This is a genomic window from Bartonella senegalensis OS02 (assembly GCF_000312545.1).
GTDB lineage: Bacteria > Pseudomonadota > Alphaproteobacteria > Rhizobiales > Rhizobiaceae > Bartonella > Bartonella senegalensis.
In genome coordinates, this window is sequence record NZ_HE997540.1 from 803,603 (window position 1) to 825,770 (window position 22,168).

Annotated in this window: 14 protein-coding genes, 1 tRNA gene and 2 pseudogenes; 12 read left to right on the forward strand and 5 right to left on the reverse strand. The window is 38.2% G+C overall.

What is annotated here, in order from left to right:
• Positions 1–623 precede the first annotated feature (623 nt).
• The 3 genes from BN200_RS03150 to BN200_RS03160 all read right to left on the reverse strand — a co-directional run bounded on the left by BN200_RS03150 (position 624) and on the right by BN200_RS03160 (position 4,596).
• Complete coding sequence (locus BN200_RS03150) at positions 624–1,685, reverse strand: CobW family GTP-binding protein (protein ID WP_019220997.1); 1,062 nt, start codon at positions 1,683–1,685, stop codon at positions 624–626.
• Between the two features lie 5 nt (positions 1,686–1,690).
• On the reverse strand, positions 1,691–2,797 hold the full coding sequence (locus BN200_RS03155; protein WP_019220998.1) for a D-alanyl-D-alanine carboxypeptidase family protein: 1,107 nt from the start codon (positions 2,795–2,797) through the stop codon (positions 1,691–1,693).
• Between the two features lie 986 nt (positions 2,798–3,783).
• On the reverse strand, positions 3,784–4,596 hold the full coding sequence (locus tag BN200_RS03160; RefSeq protein WP_195886750.1) for a lysophospholipid acyltransferase family protein: 813 nt from the start codon (positions 4,594–4,596) through the stop codon (positions 3,784–3,786).
• 132 nt (positions 4,597–4,728) lie between these two features.
• Between BN200_RS03160 and thiD the strand changes: the two genes are divergently transcribed.
• A complete protein-coding gene (gene thiD, locus BN200_RS03165) occupies positions 4,729–5,592 on the forward strand; it encodes a bifunctional hydroxymethylpyrimidine kinase/phosphomethylpyrimidine kinase (protein WP_019221000.1) in 864 nt (287 codons plus the stop codon).
• Between the two features lie 739 nt (positions 5,593–6,331).
• Complete coding sequence (locus tag BN200_RS03175; protein WP_019221002.1) at positions 6,332–6,829, forward strand: NADPH-dependent FMN reductase; 498 nt, start codon at positions 6,332–6,334, stop codon at positions 6,827–6,829.
• Between the two features lie 1,368 nt (positions 6,830–8,197).
• Here BN200_RS03175 and BN200_RS03185 read toward each other — a convergent pair.
• Positions 8,198–8,272, reverse strand: a tRNA-Gly gene (locus tag BN200_RS03185).
• A gap of 193 nt (positions 8,273–8,465) precedes the next feature.
• Between BN200_RS03185 and BN200_RS03190 the strand changes: the two genes are divergently transcribed.
• The 7 genes and pseudogenes from BN200_RS03190 to BN200_RS03220 all read left to right on the forward strand — a co-directional run bounded on the left by BN200_RS03190 (position 8,466) and on the right by BN200_RS03220 (position 16,762).
• A complete protein-coding gene (locus tag BN200_RS03190; protein WP_019221004.1) occupies positions 8,466–9,443 on the forward strand; it encodes an ABC transporter substrate-binding protein in 978 nt (325 codons plus the stop codon).
• 63 nt (positions 9,444–9,506) lie between these two features.
• Complete coding sequence (locus BN200_RS03195; RefSeq protein ID WP_019221005.1) at positions 9,507–10,403, forward strand: ABC transporter permease; 897 nt, start codon at positions 9,507–9,509, stop codon at positions 10,401–10,403.
• Positions 10,396–11,190, forward strand: a complete 795-nt coding sequence (locus BN200_RS03200; RefSeq protein ID WP_019221006.1) for an ABC transporter ATP-binding protein — start codon at positions 10,396–10,398, stop codon at positions 11,188–11,190. Before BN200_RS03195 ends, BN200_RS03200 begins: the two co-directional genes overlap by 8 nt.
• A 4-nt stretch (positions 11,191–11,194) precedes the next feature.
• A complete protein-coding gene (gene holA / locus BN200_RS03205) occupies positions 11,195–12,238 on the forward strand; it encodes a DNA polymerase III subunit delta (RefSeq protein ID WP_019221007.1) in 1,044 nt (347 codons plus the stop codon).
• A 574-nt stretch (positions 12,239–12,812) separates the two neighbouring features.
• Entirely contained in the window at positions 12,813–13,745 is a 933-nt protein-coding gene (locus tag BN200_RS03210) for a prephenate/arogenate dehydrogenase family protein (protein ID WP_019221008.1), read from the forward strand.
• Between the two features lie 1,655 nt (positions 13,746–15,400).
• Positions 15,401–16,254, forward strand: a pseudogene (locus tag BN200_RS03215) (YihY/virulence factor BrkB family protein).
• 12 nt (positions 16,255–16,266) lie between these two features.
• A pseudogene (locus tag BN200_RS03220) lies at positions 16,267–16,762 on the forward strand (YaiI/YqxD family protein).
• Between the two features lie 2 nt (positions 16,763–16,764).
• Here BN200_RS03220 and BN200_RS03225 read toward each other — a convergent pair.
• On the reverse strand, positions 16,765–17,463 hold the full coding sequence (locus BN200_RS03225; RefSeq protein WP_019221011.1) for a TlpA disulfide reductase family protein: 699 nt from the start codon (positions 17,461–17,463) through the stop codon (positions 16,765–16,767).
• Between the two features lie 493 nt (positions 17,464–17,956).
• Between BN200_RS03225 and lptM the strand changes: the two genes are divergently transcribed.
• The 3 genes from lptM (at position 17,957) to BN200_RS03240 (ending at position 21,988) form a co-directional block, all read left to right on the forward strand.
• A complete protein-coding gene (gene lptM / locus BN200_RS03230; protein ID WP_034988681.1) occupies positions 17,957–18,136 on the forward strand; it encodes an LPS translocon maturation chaperone LptM in 180 nt (59 codons plus the stop codon).
• An 8-nt stretch (positions 18,137–18,144) separates the two neighbouring features.
• Positions 18,145–19,410: a diaminopimelate decarboxylase gene (lysA, locus tag BN200_RS03235; protein ID WP_019221013.1), complete on the forward strand. Its 1,266-nt coding sequence runs from the start codon at positions 18,145–18,147 to the stop codon at positions 19,408–19,410.
• Positions 19,411–19,552: 142 nt separating this feature from the next.
• On the forward strand, positions 19,553–21,988 hold the full coding sequence (locus BN200_RS03240) for a TIGR02302 family protein (RefSeq protein WP_034988899.1): 2,436 nt from the start codon (positions 19,553–19,555) through the stop codon (positions 21,986–21,988).
• Positions 21,989–22,168: the final 180 nt, after the last annotated feature.

Sequence of the window (22,168 nt, forward strand, 5' to 3'; positions counted from 1 at the left end):
TTAAAAAATTGAGAGGTTTGAATCGTATCATTCTCATTACCTTTATGAGAAAAAATACAAAGCTTGATCCAAAATATTTACTCTAGAATCACTTGTCATGGTAAATCTTGGTTTGCTTTTCGCTTATGGTGAATTTCATCTATAGACTCTAGCATAGGGAGGAGTCTGGACAAAAGGTGGTATTGATCTTCTATAGTCTATCGTTTCTTGACAAGTTTTTTCCACAATTGGATATGAGATCGCTTTCTGAAACCAGGAATTCATACCGTTTAAGAATATTACACCGTTTTTGAGTATAAGGGAAAACCTCATCCTCCCCTGAGCTTTCGCTTTAAAAGTAACGTGAACATTCTCCACAAACAACGGATAAAGTTTTTTCTTTTCACGCGTTTGTAAGAGACTTATTCTCAATAGATGGAACATCCTTTGCCAATCCTTACAGTTGGCAGAATATTTTACCTAGGTAATTTGTTTGTTCTTTCCAAATGGAACATTCTAATTCTCCACTTTGCTTTCAAATTTTAACTCTTAAAATATGGAAATGAGGATGTTTTAGAGTCTCTTTGAAAATCTGCTCTCTCTATCGGCCAAAAATTTTCTTTCATTGAAGTTTAGAGAGAAAATTAAAATTTGATTCCTGGAATAAGCAGTGGGTTCTCCAATATGGCGGTTTTGTCTGCGGTATCTATTGCTGGTTTATTTAAAAAAGCATTGAAGAGTTTTTGTACCGCTTCTTTTTCGACACCATCGGCAATGATGACAAAACGGGTTTGTGTGATTTCTTTTGGCCACGCTGGAAGTCTTATTGGTGGGTGAAAAAATGTTTGTACACTGTGCAGTACAAGCGGACGTAGGGGATCATCACGCAATGCGATAATTGCTTTTATCCGTAATAATTTTGCGCCATAAAGGTTTTTTAGGAGATCTAAAAAAGCATCGAGGGTAGCGTAATCAATCGGCTCTTCACAGTCCAGAGAAAAGGCATGAATAGTCGACTGGTGGGTATGATTGTCTGGCACAATGGAGCAGCAGTGTTTAAGCCGCGCATTTTCTATTTTTTCATCCCATAATGTTTTATTTATGAGTGCAGTTGAAAAGAAATGGTCAGAGTGAACATCGATAATTTGTGCTATAGGATTAATCGTTTTGAGTGTACTAAGAAGCGTATTTGAAAGTGTTTTTTGGGTAGCAAGATCTGTTTTTGTAAGGATAATTTTGTCAGCAAGCGCTAATTGTTTTTGTATTTCAGGGTGGTGTTTAAGGATGGAAGGCGTATTTAATGTATCGAATGTTGCAAGAACAGCATCGATGGATAATGTTTGTCTTAAAAATGGGTGGTTTAGAAGAGCTTGTAAAATAGGAGCTGGATCAGCCATTCCTGTTGTTTCAATGAGAATGTGATTGAGTTGTTTGAGATGTCCTGTATGAACGCGATTAATTAAATCGATTAATGTATCAATGAGATTGCTGCGTAAATTACAACATAAGCAACCATTCGCGAGTTCAATGATTCCTTCTGTTGTTTTTTCAACCAAAAGGTGATCAATACTCACGTCACCAAATTCATTGATGATAACAGCGCTGTCAGTTAAAAGAGGATTGCGTAGCATCCGGTTGAGCAAAGTCGTTTTGCCAGAACCTAGAAAACCGGTAATAAGTGTGAGAGGGATGCGCTTTGTTTTCATGGAAATTATCGCGCGTGTTTTGCGGACTTTGTCAGCTGGCGATTTGCGTGTTTTTTACTCGGCATAGAAAAATTTTTTAGCGATTTTCCTTTGACTTTAGGTTTCTGTGGTGCACTAATAAGTCTTACTGGTAAAGGAAGAACAGAAGAAGGTGGCGCCGCTATAAAAGGAGAGATGAGGATAATATTTCCTTGATCATCATAAGAATTTGCATTCATTTCTACGGCTTCAGGCGTGCATGTTTGTTGTCTCATATCGCTTGCTTGTGTCATTTTAGTGCCATAAGGTTCGAGTGTTGCTAATGTTAAGTGTAATGATCCTTGACGCGAAAATCCTGTTTCAAGCAGTTTTGCAGCTTTTTTTTCTCTTTCACTGATGTTGTTAGATCCTAAAATGACAGCAATAATTGTGCGTTTATTGCGGGTCGCTGAGGCAACAAGATTAAAGCCAGACGCACAAATAAAGCCTGTTTTCATACCGTCTATTCCATCAAAACGACCAATGAGGTTATTTGAATTGGATTGGATTTTGCGTTTGTTACCAAAATCAATGGCTGGAATAGAAAAATAATGGGAATATTGAGGAAATTCTCGGCGAATTTGAACTGCTAAAAGAGCAATATCACGTGCTGTGGAATAATTATTGGGGTCTGGTAAGCCACTTGCATTGGCAAAATGGGTCCCAAACATGCCTAGGCGTTGAGCTTCAGCGTTCATTCTTTGCACAAAGGCTTCCTGTGAACCAGCAACCGCTTCACTCATGGCAATGGCTAAATCATTGGTGGATTTAACCATGGTGATGCTTAATGCTGTATCAAGTGTGAGAACAGAACCAGCTTTATAACCTGAACGATATGTGGGCGCTTTTGCTGCATATTCGCTGATGGTGACGTGTTTGTTGGATGAAATTTCTCCTCGGCTCATGGCGCGAAAAATGACATAAGCGGTCATTAATTTCGTTAAGGAAGCAGGATACCAACGCTCAAAGGCTTGATTGTGTTCTAGAATGCATCCCGTTTCAACATCGACAGAAATAAAAGGCTGGGCTACAGCCAAGCTGCTTGTCAAACTTAAAACGAAAGCCAAAAACAATTTATAAAGGAGTCGCCGCATTAAGTGAATCCAATTCTTTCATTACTCGTGAGTATTTAGAATTACTTTAAATTTAGCACACAATGCTTTTGTGTCCATAATCAGAGAGGAAAGATGGTTAATGACGTATTTGTTTTTCTTCGGGGGTAAAACGAGTATTCATCTTTACAATTTCCTTGTAATGCGGCTTTCCGGCTTTCAAAAATATCAAGATTACTCTCTTTTTAATCACGGTAATTGCTGAGAAGCATACATTTTTGTCTTTCGTGTTCTTTGATTTTAGGCAGATTAAGCCTCTTACAAAAGAACAAGAAGCTATTTTCCACTCAATTCATGATTGTGCTTAAAGAGACATTCTCACTTTACTCTGTTCCTCGCATTCCTTGGTAGTTTTGGTGAAAGGAAGAGCTGTTTTTTTTACAATTTTTACTTTTAGTGAAAGGAGACATTGGCATTATATAACGATATAGCGGTGTCCTTGAATAGTGTTGTAAAAGCCATCGTGTACATCCCTCTTGATGCTTAGTTGCAAGCCGATACTATCTTGTCAATCCACATACTATCTTGTCAATCCACTATGTTGCAACAGTCCTTGTATTAAGGCGGTTGCTGAGAATCATTTATTCCTTTCTTGAAGAATTTTTATCTATATACCAATCCCGCTTGTGATGTGCAAACATTTGATTGATTCACTATGAGAAAGTTTGATAGGAGAGAATCTCACTGTTTTTAGGGCAATCATTCAACATATAAAACGACAAATTATCTTTATAAATCAATCTTGTTATTATATTCTTTTTTCTACCTCCCCATATTATTACACCTGCTCTTACAATAAAATAGTTCATAAAAAGCATGTGAGTCTTTGTTTTGAATAATGCTTCTCCATCATTTTCTTTTATGGTGTACAAACACACATTTTTTGATTTTGAATCAGAGAATTTAGAATGAGAAAAATTTCCTGTATTTTATACTCTCCATTTAAAAGACAAGTTTATAGATTATCTTTATGAATCAATGGATTCTTTACAGTCCTTCAGTTTTTGAAGCTTTTTAAGAGCACAAGGTGGCAGAGGTGGAGCGTTCTGGTCTTGTGCTGCTAATAAAAGCAATTCATCACAGGCTTTTTCTATTTTTTGGATGAGTTGGTCTAGAAAATCACGTTTACTTAAACCAGCATCTATGGGGGGAAGAATGCGGACACGGATTGTTCCAGGATAGCGGCGAAAATTGCCACGTGGCCAATATAAGCCGGCATTGTGCGCAATGGGGACAACTTGAAGTTTCAACTCATTATAAAGAGCAACAATTCCCGATTTATAATCTGGTTCTTGACCTGGCTGTCGGCGTGTTCCTTCGGGAAAAATCAGAATTTGACGCCCTTGTTTTGCTTTTTCTTTGGCTTTTTGTATGATAATTTTCAAGGACTTAATGGGTGTTGTTCGGTTAATGGGGATAATTTGTGTTTTTGCCATGTACCAGCCAAAAAATGGAATCCACGTTAGTTCACGTTTTAAAATCAGAGCGGGGTCATCAAAATAGGGGACAAGGCTAAAGGTTTCCCACGCAGATTGATGCTTTGGAGCGATGATGTAGGCGCCTTTGGGAAGATTTTCTAATCCTTCAATTTCGTAATTTGTGCCTGCAATGTATTTTTGCAAAAAGAGAGTGACACGCGCCCATGTTTTAGGGACAATCCACGCTTTTTTGCGTGGCATTAAAAAATAGATGGGAGCATAGAGAATCATTTGGATGAAAGTTGTTGTATAAAAAGCGAAGGTAAAAAGAAGAGAACGAAGGATCAGCACTAAATTTTCCATTTTATATTTACAAGAAGACTGTTTATATAACTTACTTTGACGTTGGAAAACACCTCTCTTTTATGTTTTTTCAGACATCTAACTTGGGGATACTTCTTTTTTTAATATTTAAAAACATAAGGAAAAAGGCTGATGACATTGCAGGTTAGCCAAGACACTCTTTTTATTCCACGAATTTTATCTATTGCGGGAACGGATCCTTCTGGTGGTGCTGGGATGCAAGCCGATTTGAAAGTTTTTTCAGCCATGAAAACCTATGGAATGAGTGTGGTTACCGCTGTGGTTGCACAAAATACTCAAGGTGTACGTGCTTTTCAGGCATTGGATGCGTCTTTTGTTGCTGATCAAATTGATGCGGTTTTTGAAGATATTCATGTTGATGCTGTTAAAATTGGTATGGTGGCAAATGCTCAGATTGCACAGACTATTGCAGAGCGTCTTGCTTATCATAAAGCGCGTTTCATCGTTTTTGATCCCGTTATGGTGGCAAAAAGTGGTGATGTCCTTTTAAAGCCTGATGCGATTGAAATTATGCGTGATGTTCTTGTGCCGATGTCAACTTTGATTACGCCAAATTTACCTGAAGCATCTTTGTTGTTGGGATGTGAGGTGGAATGGTCTTTAGATGCTCTGTACCAATATGGTCCACAGCTTCTAGCTCTAGGGTGTCATGCAGTTCTGTTAAAGGGGGGGCATTTGAACGTTCTTGCTCGTACAAATGAGGTAAATTACGATTGTTCTAGTCCAGATCTTTATTGTGATTGTGAAGACCTTGCCCTACTTGAAGCCCCTCGTTTTATAACCACTCATGATCATGGTACAGGTTGCACTATCTCAGCTGCGATTGCAGCTTTGTTGCCTACCAAGCCTTTGGTTGATGCGGTTAAACAAGCAAAAGACTATTTAAATGGAGCTTTATCTATCTCAAACGTTTTACAAGTAGGGAAAGGACATGGTCCCCTTCACCATTTTTATGAATTATGGAAGAATGTATAAAACAAATGATTGTAAAGCAAAAATTTTCTGCTACGCTGCATGTTTCATTATTATACTTTCCGTGGGTATACAAAACGAATCAAAAAAAGTGTCGTTTGAAAGGTTGTTTTTTATTAAATGGAAAAGGGGGGCTGAGGGAAGAAAGGTGATCATTTCTTATTTTGATGACTACTTTTTACCGTTTAATATTTTACCAAAATAGATTTTAATATCTAAAAATCGAAAAGAGAGTAACAATCACAAATATCAGGATTTGGTATAAAAATGAAAGAAGGTTTTTAAAGAGTCTTTGAAAACTCAGGAAACACTTTTAAAAAGCCTTGGAGGAAAATTCAAATAAAGAGTTTAACGTGCTTGAAAAATAGCCAAATATGAAAAAAAGATTTCTATGATCATTGGTTGGTGAGAGAGATATCTCTCTTTAATTATAGACGATAAAGACAGTCGCTCTTTTTTAGTCTGGAACTTTAGAATTGATGAGAAGAACTATTATTCTCATTTTCCTTCCAAGTTTTTCATTTCTGTTTCGTCAACGGTAATGTCGATTGACTTTTAGACCATGCTCTGCCCTCAACAATTACTGTTATGAGGGAGGGCATTTTTTATCAGTCATTGAGTAAAATGTGTCGGGAAAAATATAAAGGGAAATCCTAGTGAATATTGCGATTATTTTGGGGTGTGTACGTCAACCATCATTAACAAGAACTTTTAGCCTATTGGCTTGGCTGATTGCCTTTTGATGCAGGGTCTATCGCTTGATTGGGTTGATTTACGTGAACAGCCCTTGCCGATTGTTGATCCAGATTATCATAATCATGTAGAGGATAATCCAAGCTTTGTGGTACGTCAGTTTATTAAAACAATCGCGGCGGTTGATGGTGTTATTCTTGCAAGCCCCCTTTATCAAGGGTCTTATTCGGGTGTTTTAAAAAATGCTCTTGATTATTTAACTTATGATGCCTTTTTAAGAAAACCGATAGGGCTTATTTCTCATGGTAGTACAGCTAAAAGATGTGCGCAACCGTGTGAGCATTTATTGCCGGTAGTGCGCATGCTTTATGGTTATCCGCTGCAATGTCAAGTTGCTTCGGCTAAGCAAGATTTTGCATCGGAGGATGAGGGGCGTACATGGAAAGTCATAAGTGAAGAGGTGCGGGAGCGTTGTGAGCGGTTTGCTGATGAAATGCGTGAATTTCTAAACCAGAAAAGTGAGAGAGATGATAGGATAAAAAGTTGAGCAATCTTGTTCTTTAGTAGTAGGCAACACGAGGATACTTGTCCACTTGTGTCATTTACTAGAGTTGCAAGAGCTTATTATTGCTGCACGCTTTTTTCTCATCCGCATCAACTGGAGGTCTTGCAAAAAACTATCTGTGTGTATCGCTGAATTATTATTGTACAGCTTCGTGGAGATAATTTTTAGAAGCTGTAATATAATGGCATGGGTTCAAATATAGTACATTGTGGGTTTGTTTGTCTGCCTATGCATTTTCTTGTGCATTCATTGAGTGATTCGCCCTTTTAGCTAAGCCCTCATATGTTTTTCATGTTTTTGGTTTTACCTTATCATGGATAGAATGATTGTTGGTTACGCGCGCAAAAATAGGGTTGGTTTTATAGTTTGTTGAGTTAGAAAAAAAGAAAACGCCAAATGATTGGGAGTTGTTTTCATACTAGAAGATAAGCAAAACAGCTCTTGGAAGCAATGAAGGGTTATGTGAATGAACGAAAATGGTGATTTTTGGAGATAGCGCATTGCGTTGGGGATTTTTGTCTATTCTTTTGGAAGGTAAAGACTTGTTATGAAGAGACTCGTATCAAAGTTGGTTAAGATTTTTCTACAGTATCGCTGCAGGTTGGCTTGTACGAGGTTTGGCAAGAATGTGTGAGAAAGGTCGAAGTTAGCATAGCTACGAAGGTGGCGTACCAGTTCGCGTTGCAACTGTGCAAGACAGAGTTTGAGAGAGTTAGTGCACAAAAAAACAATCTTATATGAGGAGGCAGAAGAAATTATAGAAGACTTAAAGTGATTAAGCACTAAAGAGGAAAAATTATCAATATACTATAAAGTGCAGTGGGCGGTTTGTATGCATGATTGAAATGCGTGTTTTTTTGATGTATAAACGGAGCCGTTTTTACAAGCTTTTGCTGCTGCAGATGTTATGCTGGTTGTCCATCAATGCCGTCAAAGAATTTACTGTAAAGCTTAAAAGACAAACACTGTGTTTGCCTGAGTTTGAAACTTTAGGGATGAAGATCAATAAAAAATACTTATCGTGTGTAAGATATACTAAAGATAGAGAGATAAAAAATTTCAGCCAATTTGAAAGAGAGGTAAGAGCAGTTTATTCGTATAACGTCTTACATAATGCGATCCTCGTTGAGGGAGCATATTATCACTAATTTTGGTCTTTTCAGAGAAGAAGAAAAGACTCGTTAAGGGGTTTAAATGACCTTTGAAAGGTCTTTGAAGACCCTTTGAGAACCCCTTAAAAATCATGTGAAACAAAATAAATTGGTACAAAACTAGGTGCTAAGATAGACAAAACCTAGCGGCAAGCTACAATAAAATAGTCATTATACTACGGAGTTATTATACAATACATGGAGCGGGCGATGGGATTCGAACCCACGACCCCAACCTTGGCAAGGTTGTGCTCTACCCCTGAGCTACACCCGCTCACTGATTCGAAACATATTTGCTTCAGATGCTGTCTGTATGGCTTAGGCTTTAACGAATTGCAACAAAAAAATAACATTTCAATTCAATTTATTTTACGAATTTTGCAGAGGTAAAAATAAAGATTGATTTTGAAGGTACTCTTCAATAGAATAACCGCTCTTTAATTGTTGCAAAAGAGGGGCGGAGTGGAATGTCAAAAAAAATCAACATATTATGGGCCATAGTTGCAGCTGTTTTTATCATGAATAGTTTTGCAAAAGCAGGTGATCACATTAGACACGTTAAAGTTGCAGTTACACAAATTATGGTACATCCTGCTGCTGATGCTGTCCGTAAAGGGGTTTTGGATGCCCTGGTAGAAAATGGTTATAAACAGGGTGAAAATTTCGAGCTCACTTTTTTATCTGCACAGGGTAATATTTCTACAGCAACGCAAATTGCACGTAAATTTGTTGGTGATAAGCCCGATGTTATCGTAGCAATTACTACACCTTCGGCCCAAACAATGCTTGCGGCAACAAAAACAATTCCCATTGTTTTTGCTGCAATTTCTGATCCTATTGGAGCTAAAATAGTCTCTTCTCTTACCAAACCTGGCGGCAATATCACAGGAAGTTCTGATCGTATCGATGTGGCAGGAAGTGTTAAGCTTTTGCAGGAAGTAAAGCCAGATTTGAAAAAAATTGGTTATCTTTATAATGCCTCTGAAGCCAATTCTGTTTCAACATTGAAGACGTTAAAGGATGTTGCAAGTAAAGCTGGACTTGAGATTATTCCTTCATCTGCGCCTAAGCCTTCTGATGTTCAAGCGGCAACACGGGCTTTAGTTGGTAAAGTGGATGTCATTTTTATTCCTGCTGATAATACGGTTCTTTCTGTTTTAGAGGGTGCAATAAAGGTGACACAAGAAGCAAATGTGCCTGTATTTACTGTCGATTTTAATGCTATTGGTCGCGGTCCTTTTATGACACAGGGCGTAAATTTCTATGATGTAGGGGTTGAAGCGGGGAAACTGGTTGTGCGTATTCTAAAAGGTGAAAAGCCTGGTGATATTGATGTTGTGCAAGTTGCTAATAATGATATTAGAATTGATATGAAAGCAGTACAAAAGCTTGATATCGTTATTCCACAGACAGTTATAGAACGCGCAACAAAGATTCTTCAATAGTCTTTCATGGATATGATGTTGATACGATAAATCTGCGTTGGATTTTTATGGGGATGATCTTGAATGAGTATATTTGCGTTTTCTGGCGCTGTGGAGTTAGGTCTTATTTATGCATTTGTTGCTATAGGGGTTTATCTCTCCTTTCGCGTCTTAGATTTTCCTGATTTAACGGTCGATGGTTCGTTTCTTCTTGGATCCTGTGTTTGTGGCGTTTTGATTCTTTTAGGGTTTAATGCATGGATTGCTATGGCATGCGCTTTTTTTGCCGGTATGGTGGCAGGTCTATTAACAGCTTTGCTGAATTTGCGTTTTGGCATTTTGAATCTTTTGGCTTCTATTTTGACAATGTCGGCGCTTTATACAATTAATCTTCGTGTGATGGGGATTATGGGAGGGTCTAATATTAATTTGGCACTTGCTGACACGGCTTTAACACCCTTGTATAATCTGTTTGGCGTTCCTGATATTTTTGTGCGTCCTCTTTTCGTTGGTGCTGTCTTACTGGTGGTAGCATTTTTGATCTGGCGCTTTTTGGAAAGTGAAATAGGTCTTGCTATGCGCGCAATGGGAGCTAATCCACGGATGGCTACCGCGCAAGGAGTTCACACTTCAGCATTGATTTATTTTGGTATGGGGCTTTCTAATGCTTGTGTTGCGCTTGGGGGCTCTCTTTATATTCAAACGGCTATTGCTACCGATATTACTGGTGGAGCCGGGACGATTGTTTTCGGTTTAGCGGCCGTTATTATTGGGGAAACTCTCTTTCGTACGCGCAATATTTTTTGGGTTATTGTAAGCTGTATTGTTGGATCTATCCTTTATCGTGTTGCAGTGCAATTTGCGTTTGAGGCAAACGGGATTGGCATTGATACGTCGACGGATCTTCAGTTGATTACTGCGCTTTTAGTCGTTGCTGCTCTTGTCATACCACGCTATTGGGGGAGGCGTAAACATGATTGAATTTTCTCATGTAGGTGTCACTTTTAAACCGCAAACGCCATTGGAAAAACAAGCCTTAATTGATATTAACCTCAAAATTGATCGGGGGAGTTTTGTTACTGTTATTGGATCAAATGGTGCTGGTAAATCAACTTTGCTGAGTGTTTTGGCGGGCACAATTCTTCCTACGGAAGGAAAAGTGATCATTAACGGACAAAATGTTTCTAGGCAATCAGTTAGTGAGAGAGCTGGAAGGGTTGCTTGTGTTTTTCAAGATTCATTGGTGGGAAGCTGTGGTTCTTTAACAATTGAAGAAAATTTAGCTCTGGCTGCGCTTCGCGGGAGCCGTCGTAGTTTGCGTTCAGCTTTAAATCACCAAAAACGGCAATTCTTCCGAGATGAAATCGCTCAATTAGGCATCGGTCTTGAAGCATATATCCATAATCCTATGGACAGTTTGTCTGGTGGACAACGCCAAGCAGTGTGTCTTGTGATGGCTACTTTAGCACATGCAGATGTTTTATTGCTTGATGAGCATACTTCAGCATTAGATCCAGGAATGGCTGATTTTGTGATGCGTTTAACTGAAAAAATCGTTGAAGAGAAAAAATTAACAACTATTATGGTGACACATTCTATGCGTCAGGCTCTTGATTATGGAGATCGCACATTGATGTTGCATGGTGGAAAAGTGATTTTGGATGTGTGTCAGGAAGAGCGTAAGGGTTTGAATGTCAACGATTTAATTGGTATGTTTCAGAAAGTGCGTGGGGAAGCTCTTGATGATGATGAACTGTTAATAGGTTAATATTTTGGTTCAGAAAAAAGCGCATGAAGTTGATCATTTTCTAAAGCGCTTGTCGCGTTCTTTTCCTATTGTTCTTATTTACGGACCAGATCGTGGTCTTGTTTGCGAGCGTGTGCAACATTTTATTAAGCTCACGCGGATAGCTGTGGAAGATCCTTTTTCCAGTGTCCGTCTGGATGCGGCTGAAATTGATAAAGATCCTGCTCGATTGGTAGATGAGGCACGTACTTTATCGCTTTTGGGGGGTGATCGTTTGATATGGGTGTCTAACGGCGCTAATCAAAAAAACTTCCTTGCTGCGCTTAAGATTCTAATTCAAGAACCACCAGAGAAAAGTTTTATTCTCATTGAGGCAGGGGACCTCAAGAAAGGAACAGGGCTGCGGAATATTATTGAAACGGCATCCATAGCCATGGCTTTGCCTTGTTTTGCGGATGATATTCGTGCTCTCGATACATTAATTGATGAAGTCTTGGGTCATTTTAAGATGACCGTTTCTTTGGATGCCCGTAAGTGGTTGCTTCATCATTTGGGAGGGGATCATCTTGTTTCGCGTGGTGAATTGGAAAAGCTCTGTCTTTATACCTTGGAGAAACAACATATTGCTCTTGAGGATGTGAAAGCTGTAGTAAGCGATGTGAGTGCGCTTTCTCAAGATGAGGTGATCGATGCTGTTTTACTAGGAGATGTGGTAGGTTTTGAAGCGCATTTTAGTCGAAATGCGACATTGCAAAGCACCCTTTTTTTTATTTTAAGTACTGCGCAAAGGCATTTTCAGCAATTACAGCTTCTGCGTTATCAAATAGATGTTGAGGGTAAAAGTATGTTTACGGCGATTTCTCAGGCGCAACCGCCGATTTTTTTTCAGCGGAAAAAAACTATTGAGCGTGCTTTGGGCTATTGGGGGAGAGAACAAATTTCTTATGCCATGGAACGAATCCAACATGCTGTTTTAGAGAGTCGTAAAAATCCGCTTTTGGGTGAGGCTATTATTCGTCAAACTTTGTTGGGATTAGCAATTGTTGCACGGCGCCGAATGGCTGCTTAAAATATTGAGCCTGGTTGTGGAAAAGCCAATTTTCTTCATATTTGCTTGATTTATGGTGTTATGGCGAAGAGAGAATGTTTTTAGAAACACGATATCTTTTTACACGAGTCGCTTAAAGAAATTTCCAGCATGTAAAAAAGTTGTATTGATCGCTATCTTAGGATTTTTAGGCGATATAGCCAAACTTTTGAGGAGAAAACTTAGTATTTGCTTACTACTTTAGAGAATTTTGGGGAATGAAACTGGTGATATTTTTTGCGGAGAAGTTGTTATTATTGATTGAAAATGGATGAGAGGCATTTGTATTTTATGGAGTAACGCATGCTTTTAAGCAATAAATTAAAAAATTTTAGAGCTTGATATTGCGTTTTATCACCCATTTGTTGGGGGAATTTTCCAGATAAAAGGAATCTTTTAGGAGCTTGCGCAGATGATGATAGGGGGACGCGTGACTTTATTCTTCATTTTCTTTTTTCAGTTGTAGTTTTTTAAATGTTTGATACATCACTTTTGAATAAATAAGAGACCAATTGTGGTTTTATTGCCGTTTTCAAAGGGTTTTTAAAGGTGAAAAATGCTCGATATTCAGTTTGAAAAAATAGCACTCATTGGAATCGGTCTGATTGGGTCTTCTTTAGCAAGAGTCATTCGAAAGAAGAATCTTGCGGCTCATATTTCTATTGCAACGCGTCGGCAAGAAACGCTGAGAAGAGCACGCGAATTGCAACTTGGGGATTTTTATACCACGGATAATGCAAAAGCTGTTGAGGGAGCGGATTTGGTTATTCTTTCTGTTCCTGTAGGGGCTAGTGCGCAAGTAGCAAAATCACTTCATGATCATTTAAAACCTGGAGCGATTGTGAGTGATGTTGGTTCTACAAAGGCGTTGGTTATTGCAGAAATGGCACCTTTATTGCCCAAAACAGTTCATTTTATTCCTGGTCATCCGATTGCTGGAACAGAATATTCAGGACCAGATGCTGGTTTTGCTGATTTGTTTATGAATCGTTGGTGTATTTTAACGCCTTTGGCTGAAAGTGATCCTGCGGCTGTAGCGCAGTTGACGGCTTTTTGGGAGGCTTGTGGTGCGCGTGTTGAGAAGATGGATGCTAAACATCATGACCTTGTTTTGGCTATTGTTTCTCATTTGCCGCATTTGATTGCTTATAATACTGTTGGAACAGCGAGTGATTTAGAAAAGGTAACAAATTCAGAAGTCATTGCTTATTCCGCTTCAGGTTTTCGTGATTTTACCCGTTTGGCTGCTTCTGATCCCGTTATGTGGCGCGATATTTGTTTGCATAATAAGGATGCTATTTTAGAAATGTTGAGCCGTTTTAGCGAAGGACTTTCTTTTTTAGAACGGGCAATTCGTATGGGAGATGGGGATACACTGTTTCATTTTTTTACGCGTACACGTGCTGTTCGCCGTAATATTATTGATGCAGGGCAGGAAATTGATGCTCCTGATTTTGGGCGTCAAAGTGTTTTTAAAGGAAGCACCTAAAAACAAGGGATTTTTTTTATTAAACTTTGTTAGTTTTTCTAGAAACTATAAGAAATTTTCTGTTTTTTCATTTTCAGTCAATGATTGTGATGAAAAAAATGGGAAATTACTTCGGTGTGGGCAATGGCTCGAAGACAGATGGCTATGATTGAAAGATTTTATCCGTGTCATATGTCAAATGATTATACTTGGTGCTCTAGCACATAAGGTGCTTTAGAGACAAACAATTGATTTATAATGATAAATAAATAATTTTTTGTTGAAAAAAGCACTTTGATATTGCAATATATACCTGTTTCATGCACGTTCAGCAAAATTCATTCAATCATCAAAAAGGTGGATGAGAAGCGGATTGGTATGCAGGTGATGAATCGTTTGAGTATAAAGCAGTCACAACGTTAAGCGCTGGTAAAGCTGGTAAATATAATGATCCCGCTATCTTTAGCTTTATAAGCACGAGCATGGGAAAGTTCGGTGGTGGGGAGTGCGAACGATTCATGGATGGCGGTGAAAAATGCGGTGAGAGATCTTTAAAAGCTTTGGGAGATTCTGGTGAAGATATGTTCTTTAAAATTAACAGGGTTGGCTGAACAGGGGTGTGGTATTGTCTGTGGTTTGCGTTCTATTATAAAAAATGTGATAGATTGCAGCGTGAGAATCTATATTCCATGCGTTGAGAGAAATTATTCTTGATATTATGAAAAAGCTTTCGATTTCATAAGATGTAAAATTATGATTTTTATTATCCATTTTTATTTCCTACTTCGGTAAGAAAGTATCGTGGTTATAAAATTCTAGTTTTCAAAAAATAAGTGATAATGCAATTTTATTCATACCAAAAAAATATTGCCTTATTTTTGCAAGAAGTCATAAATTAAATAGTGTTTTATTGTGTTTGAATCCTCTTAACGAATTCATACTTTAATGCATGTTTATAAGGGGGCATTTTTTATAAAAAATTGCTATCTATGAACAGCGCATAAAAAACAAATTATGATGCAAATATTGTGATGCATATAAGCATTCAGAGGAGCTGCAAAGCAGCTATCATCATAACAGTTCATAATAGGTTTTTATTAATCTCCATAATCACTGTTAAGACCTTATCTTTTAAAATTATCGATTACAATAAATTACATGTGTTTAAAGAGCATATCTTAATAATTAGAGTGTTAATTCCATTAAATGGCAAATTTGAAGAATGGTACGGTTTTTGCTAAAAAAATAGTGAAATCTTAAACAGTCAATTTCTCAATATTTCGCAAAATCTATCTCTTTTGTGGAAATATTAGATTACATTCTTAAAAGAGGTAATTGTTTAAAACTGTCAATCATGTAAATTGTATGTGTTTAAAGAAAGACATCATAGGTTATGTCTTCAAGTTTGCAGTAAAAACCCCATGTTGTTTAGCATGGTTTATGGATGCATCCCTCTGTTTTATCAAAAATATTAACAGTTAGCGTGTAATGATCTTACTGTCTTTTGTTCTTGCTGCGCAAAATTTACCGTTTCGTCCCCTTTTCTTTTAATATAAAGTTAGGCTTGACCGTATGGATTATTGCCTTTTATATTGGCATTTATTGCCGGGATCCTTGATGATTTTTATAAAGCTTGGATAGATTGAAGAAGAGTTTTTACCAGAAAGTATGAAGATTTGTTAAGACGTATCTTTTGGTATAGTTATCGCATTTTTGTTGATGCAGTAAGCCATTATTGGCGTGATAATGGCAGTGCTTTTGCAAGTCATGTCGCCCTTTCAGGGCTTTTAGCATTTTTTCCTTTTTTATTTTTGGCACATCTCTTGCTAGTTTTATCGGTGCTTTTACATATACGCCGCAAAAAATTAAAGCACTTTTACAATTATTGCCAGATGTTATTGCAGAGCCTTTATCTCAAGAAATTGTCAATGTTTTAACCATTCAACGAGGGGGGGTGTTGACTGTTTCTGTTCTTGGAGCAGCTTATTTTGCCTCTAATGGGGTGGAGGCTTTGCGCACGGCTTTGAATAAAGCTTACCGTGTGGTTGATCAACGTAGTTTGTTGTTTTGTCGTTTTCAAAGTTTGTTTTTTGTAATCCTTGGGGCTTTTGGTCTTGTTGTGATCAGCTTTTTGTTGATTCTAGCGCCTTTGCTTATCAAAATTGTGCAAAATCATCCTCTTTTTATCACTGAATATATTGGTGTCATTCGTCTTTGGCGTTACATAATTGCTGCAGTTGTTTTATTTGTAAGTCTTTTGATTGTTCATAAATGGCTCCCTGCTCAACGACGCAAATTTATAGATATTTTACCTGGAATCGTGGTGACAATGTCTGTGTGGTTTATGGCTTCCATTGCTTTTGCCCAGTATTTGACAATGTTTGATTATATTTCTACCTATGCGGGGTTAGCCTCTATTATGGTTGCCATTATTTTTCTTTACATTTTAAGCGCTATTTTTATTTTTGGAGGCGAAATAAACGCAGCGATAATGTTTTATCGCAGTCATTTGCAGCATTCAGATGAATGAAAGAAGCTGTTTTTGTGTGAAAACCAACAGATCAATATACGAAAAAAAACTGCCATCACTTTGTTGGTTGATGCAGATGCTTGTCCTGTAAAAACTGAAATTTATCGTGTTATGAAGCGCTATCAGATTAAAACATTTGTTGTCGCGAATCGTTTTTTCCCCTCTTCCAGATGAAGTGCTTCTTGAGAGAGTGATCGTTTCTGGAAAATTCGATTCTGTCGATGATTGGATTGTCGAACATGTGCAGGAGGCGAGTATTGTTATTACCAGTGATATCCCTTTAGCCGCACGGGTTGTGCGTGCGGGTGGTGTTGGTCTTTCACCAACAGGGCGTATTTTCGATGCAAGTTCCATCGGTCAGGCTGTGGCTATGCGCAATCTTATGGAAGATTTGCGAGGGCAGGGTAAGGTGACGGGTGGTCCTAGGCCTTTTTGTCGCAAAGACCGTTCTAATTTTCTGTCGGCACTGGATGTAGTGATACAACGCTTAAAAAGGTCTGTTTATTAGGTTTATTGTGCTTCTCTTATGAAAGCTTTTATAAGTGTTTTGGCATCGTCATCAGCCCATGGGGCTGCACCATTAAATGAAGCAATCAAATGCCCCTTTTTATCGATCAGAAATGTTATAGGCAATCCTAAAGCAAGTCCTTGTTTTCTCACGTTGTTGAAAATAGCCATTGTTTCATCACGATAGTAAAGCAAATTATCAGCACCAACATTTTGTAAAAATTGCTGAATTTTTTCAGGAGAAGCAGTTTGATCGATATTAATAGCCATGACATCAAAATTTTCTCCACCCAATTCACGTTTTAATTGTGCCAATTCTGGCATTTCTGTGCGGCAGGGGAGGCACCAAATAGCCCATAGATTAATGAGCATTGGTTTTCCTGTAAATTCGCTGAGTTGATGGTTTTTTCCTTCTAGATCCTTAAAAGAAAGTTGGTTCATGTCTGTGGGCGTATCAGCAAAGCGCAAGTGGGCAAAAAAGCCTTTCGCTGATTTTTTTATCGCTACCATTTTTTCTTCTTGTATTTTTTCAACATTTTCTCTTGAAATGAAGTTAGCAAAAAAAGACCCTGTCTTTTCATGAGGTTTTTTTGTTACGTATAAGCCTATACAAAATAAGATGACCACAACAAAAAAGCATGCGATGAGGATTCGTATTTTGCTCTTCTTCTTTTTAAGACTGGTGGTATTTTGAGAAATCATCACTTTTGTCCTTTTCATGGAGAGTTTTAAAAGATAACGGATAGAAAATTGAAAAATCAAATATGAGATGGTAAGTGCAGAGTAGCAATGCAATTATAAAAGAGGAAGCTTTAGTTGATTTTGACCAGAGACTTTATTGATAAAATATTGAAGGTTTATTTTCTGATGCGGTGATGATAGCGTAAATGAAAAACATTTCAGAATTTGATTATAAAAAAATTCCCGTGATTTTAAAATTGTTTATCAAAATATAAAAACGGTTCTATTTATTTTTTCATAAAAGCCAAAAAAATCTCATGAATATTTGGGGAGCTTGTTGAAAAAATTGATTGATTGTGTAGCAGAGTGTTTACCTATAGTGTATTCACAAAACTTTTGTCACATTGGTTTCGTTGAAGAAACGTCTTGTCACAGAAACGTCTTGTCACCACTTGAATGGTTTTATTTTTAACCAAAAAATAAAGAAAGAGATCAATATGAGGAAAAAGGGCATATGAAGAGTATTGTAAAGAGTTTGATGATTGTCCTTTTGGGGAGTATTTTTGTTGTTGGATGCGGACGGAAAGGTGCTTTAGAATTGCCTTCTTCAATGATAGAGAAAACGACGCAAGAAACATTTTCTTCCAAAAACAAATTAGATAAACCTTTTATTCTTGACCGATTGATACAGTAGAGGTTTTTATGCGTTTTTTTTCTTATCATCAGGGTGTCCTGCATGCTGAAGGTCTTTCTCTTTCCGCATTGGCGCAGGATGTGGGAACGCCTTTTTATTGTTATTCAGCCAGTGCAGTGGTGACAAATTTTAAAGACTATCAAAACGCTTTTCGGGATATGCCTAGCTTGATTGCTTATGCCGTTAAGGCTAATTCTAATCAGGCGGTGTTACGGCTTTTAGCAGCAAATGGAGCGGGAGCTGATGTGGTTTCAGAAGGTGAATTGCGACGTGCACTTGCTGCTGGAATTCCCGCTCATCGTATTGTTTATTCTGGTGTTGGTAAAACGGTAAGGGAAATAGATTTTGCTCTTGCGCAGGATATTTATTGTTTTAACGTTGAATCAGAGCCTGAACTTGAACAACTTTCGGCACGTGCTGTTGTGCTTTCAAAAACAGCACGTGTTTCATTGCGCATTAATCCAGATGTAGATGCGAAAACCCATAAAAAAATTACAACGGGGAAATCTGAAAATAAATTTGGTATTCCACTGTCATTAGCGTGGGACGTATATAAAAAAGCAGCTCATTTACCAGGCATTCAGGTGTGTGGTGTGGATATGCATATTGGTAGTCAGATCTGTGATTTAAAACCCTTTGACGAGGCATTTCGTATCGTTGCAGATTTTGTGCGTCAGTTAGGGGATCATGGTTATGCACTGACCCATGTCGATATTGGGGGCGGGCTTGGTATTGCCTATGGGAATGAACATCATTCAGTACCGTCTCTTCCTGATTATGCTGCACTGGTAAAAAAGTATATTGCGCCTTTAGGGGTGCATATTATTGTAGAGCCTGGACGCAGTATTGTTGGCGAAGCTGGTGTGTTGGTGGCATCTGTTCTCTATTTAAAAAAAGGGCAAGGGCGGAATTTTGTTATTGTGGATGCTGCAATGAATGATCTTATGCGCCCAACACTTTATGATGCTTGGCAAAATGTGCTAGTTGTGAAACAAACATTAGAAGATGTATCCCTTATGAAAGCAGATATTGTTGGTGCTGTTTGTGAAACTGGTGATTATTTAGCGTTAGATCGTTCTGTGCCAACCTTGGCAGCAGGCGATCTTTTAGCGATTACGGGGGCTGGTGCTTACGGCGCGGTGATGGCAAGCACTTATAATAGCAGACTTTTGGTGCCAGAAGTTCTTGTGAGGGATACCCATTATGCGGTTATTCGTCCACGTCTTGATTATGAACAATTGATAGGCTGTGATCATGTTCCAGATTGGATTTGAGTCCAGATGAGATTGAACATTGTTCAGTGTTTTTGGTCTTATTTTTACTAAACTTTGATGAAACAATTTATTTTCTGGAAATTGTCTTGTATGAATTTTATGATTGTAATTCATCACTCTAAAAGGGGACAAATATTTGTCTATTAAAAATGAAAACATCAAAAGTTTTTTAGCAATAAAGCTTTTGTATGTGCGCATTTTGATGTGGTGTATTCTCTTTTTTGAGCGAATATGGGTACAGTTATTGCCATTTTTTCTCGTTCTCAGTCTCTTTTGTTCACTCAGTTGGTTTGGTATTTTTGGCATTCTGGGATATTGGACGCATTTACTATTATTTGTGTTTATTCTTTTTTCTGCCGTGGCAAATTTGCTTTTTCTTGTCAACTTTCGTTTGCCTACTTTCAGGGAAGTTAATTACCGTCTTGAACAAGAAAATGGTCTCAAAAATCAGCCTTTGAGTGTTCAAAAAGATCGTTTATGTCCTGAAAATAATGAAGATTTTCATCAAATTATTTGGCGCGAACATCAACGCCGTATGGCCAAACAATTATATCATCTCAAAACTGGGATTGCTTATCCTAATAGTGCGGCTTTTGATCCTTTGGCGCTTAGGACTGTTTGTGTTCTCCTTTGTGTTTGTGCTTTTAGTTTTTCTTTTGGCTCGTTAGGGGGGCGCTTGGCAGATGCGTTTGATTTTCGTCCTCTCATCGATGAAGCATCTATGCGCATTGATGCTTGGGTAACACCACCTGCTTATACCGGTATGGCACCCATTTATTTAACACAAGGTGAGACAACACATTTTGCTGTTCCTGAAGGAAGTAGTGTGGTTGTGCGTGTTGTTAATGGTGCTGGTGTTACAGTAAAAGCGCTCGTTAAAGAAGATACCCATAAAGTTTTGTTTTCCAAGAAAAGCGAAAAAACGCCTTTAAATGATCCAATTGTTCATTTTGAAACGCACTTAGAACGTTCAATAGATTTGCTCGTATCATCACGTCACAAGCAACTGCAGTGGTTTTTGCAGGTGATTAAGGATCAGCACCCGACAATTCGTTGGTTAGAAAAACCAGGGCGAATTTTGACGGGTTCGTTAGAGCTTCAGTATGAGTTGGAGGATGATTATGGAGTGACAAAGGCTTTTGTTGAAATAGAGCCTTTTCTTGATAAGCACAAAAACACTGCTGTCCTTTATAAGGCGCCTGAAATAAAACTGCTTCTCCCGCGTGGTGGAAAGGGTAAAATGCGGACGGTACAGGATGTCTCAGCGCATCCATGGGCTGGTTCGGAGGTTAAAATTACTTTGGTAGCAGAGGATGGTGCTGGGCAAAAAGCGCGGAGCAAAACGTTTGTTATGACGTTACCGCAGCGTGTTTTTTCTCATCCTGTTGCGCGTGCAGTGGGTGAATTGCGCCGTTTGTTGGCTCTTGATGCTGCTAAGAAAGAGCGTGTACTCGATATGCTTTCTGCTTTACTGGTGCGGCCAGAAGATGGGCTTAAAAATGCGACACATTTTCTTGCTCTACAGAGTGCGTGGACAAAGCTTTCTATGGCTGAGACAGAGGATGATCTGCGCAATGTGGTCGATTATTTATGGCAGATCGCTTTGGGGATTGAAGGTAATCAGCTCCAATCCACTCAGAAAAATTTAAAACAAGCACAAGCCGCTTTGCGTGATGCACTTCGCTATGGTGCTTCAGCTGCGGAAATTGAACGGTTAATGGCCGATTTACGCCAAGCTATGGATGATTATGTCCGTAGCTTGGCTGAAAGGGCACAAAATAATAGTAAAAATAGCAAAAATAGTGATCTGAACCGTTCTCCTCTTTCAGAGGATACATTAAAAGAAAAGCTCAATTTAATTGAAGAAATGGCCAAAACTGGCTCTTCTTTAGCAGCTGAACAGCTGTTGTCTGAGGTTGAACAAATCCTCGATCATTTGCAAGTGCAAAAAAATAATCAAGGGGAGGAGAAGACCAAAAATCAATTCGCACAAATGAAAGAAAAAATGGATCAGCTTGGTGAGGTGATGCGTCGTCAGCAAGAAATTCTCAATGAAACACATCAGTTGGAAATGGAACAACGACGTGGAGAAAATGTGCCAGAACAGCAAAGAAAATCTTTACAAAAACGTCAGGCTGAATTGCAGTTAGAATTATCTACTTTAGAAAAAGAACTATCAGAGAAAGGGTTTGAACAGAGTGACCAATTGAAAAAAGCAGAGGAAAAAATGAATTCCGCAGAAGTTGCTCTTGAGAACGGAGATCATCAAATATCCATGCAAAACCAGTCAGCTGCTCTAGAATCATTAAGGCAAGGCGCACAAAATATTTTAGAAAAAATGCGTAAAGTCCTTAAAGAAGCAGGAGATCATCAAAATGCTATTTCTGGTCATCAAGATCCCTTAGGACGCCCACTTTCTTCAAAAAACACTCAAGGGCAAGAAGGGGGAGCTATTCCACAAGAAAGTGATCAAATTCGCGCGCGGCAAATTTTAGAAGAAATTCGTAAACGTCTTAGTAAAGAGCATATTCTAGAAGCAGAAAAAAACTATCTTGAAAGGGTGCTTGATTTTCATTAATCGTTTTTTTCTTTATAAATATCAAAAAAAAGCCTATTGGAAAGTCTTTATAGTGTGCAAATTGCAAAATTAAGCAATATGATGCAAAGTGCATTGAGTGTAGTGGTCAGAGAAACTTTCTGTGCTGCTTTTGGGATTATTGGGGTTTAAAATATGAAATATTAAAGTTTTCGCCATTGC

Coding starts and splice junctions, on each gene's coding strand:
- BN200_RS03150 (WP_019220997.1), bottom strand. CDS start 1,685: ATGAAAACAAAGCGCATCCCTCTCACACTTATTACCGGTTTTCTAGGT.
- BN200_RS03155 (WP_019220998.1), bottom strand. CDS start 2,797: ATGCGGCGACTCCTTTATAAATTGTTTTTGGCTTTCGTTTTAAGTTTG.
- BN200_RS03160 (WP_195886750.1), bottom strand. CDS start 4,596: ATGGAAAATTTAGTGCTGATCCTTCGTTCTCTTCTTTTTACCTTCGCT.
- thiD (WP_019221000.1), top strand. CDS start 4,729: ATGACATTGCAGGTTAGCCAAGACACTCTTTTTATTCCACGAATTTTA.
- BN200_RS03175 (WP_019221002.1), top strand. CDS start 6,332: ATGCAGGGTCTATCGCTTGATTGGGTTGATTTACGTGAACAGCCCTTG.
- BN200_RS03190 (WP_019221004.1), top strand. CDS start 8,466: ATGTCAAAAAAAATCAACATATTATGGGCCATAGTTGCAGCTGTTTTT.
- BN200_RS03195 (WP_019221005.1), top strand. CDS start 9,507: ATGAGTATATTTGCGTTTTCTGGCGCTGTGGAGTTAGGTCTTATTTAT.
- BN200_RS03200 (WP_019221006.1), top strand. CDS start 10,396: ATGATTGAATTTTCTCATGTAGGTGTCACTTTTAAACCGCAAACGCCA.
- BN200_RS03210 (WP_019221008.1), top strand. CDS start 12,813: ATGCTCGATATTCAGTTTGAAAAAATAGCACTCATTGGAATCGGTCTG.
- BN200_RS03225 (WP_019221011.1), bottom strand. CDS start 17,463: ATGATTTCTCAAAATACCACCAGTCTTAAAAAGAAGAAGAGCAAAATA.
- lptM (WP_034988681.1), top strand. CDS start 17,957: ATGAAGAGTATTGTAAAGAGTTTGATGATTGTCCTTTTGGGGAGTATT.
- lysA (WP_019221013.1), top strand. CDS start 18,145: ATGCGTTTTTTTTCTTATCATCAGGGTGTCCTGCATGCTGAAGGTCTT.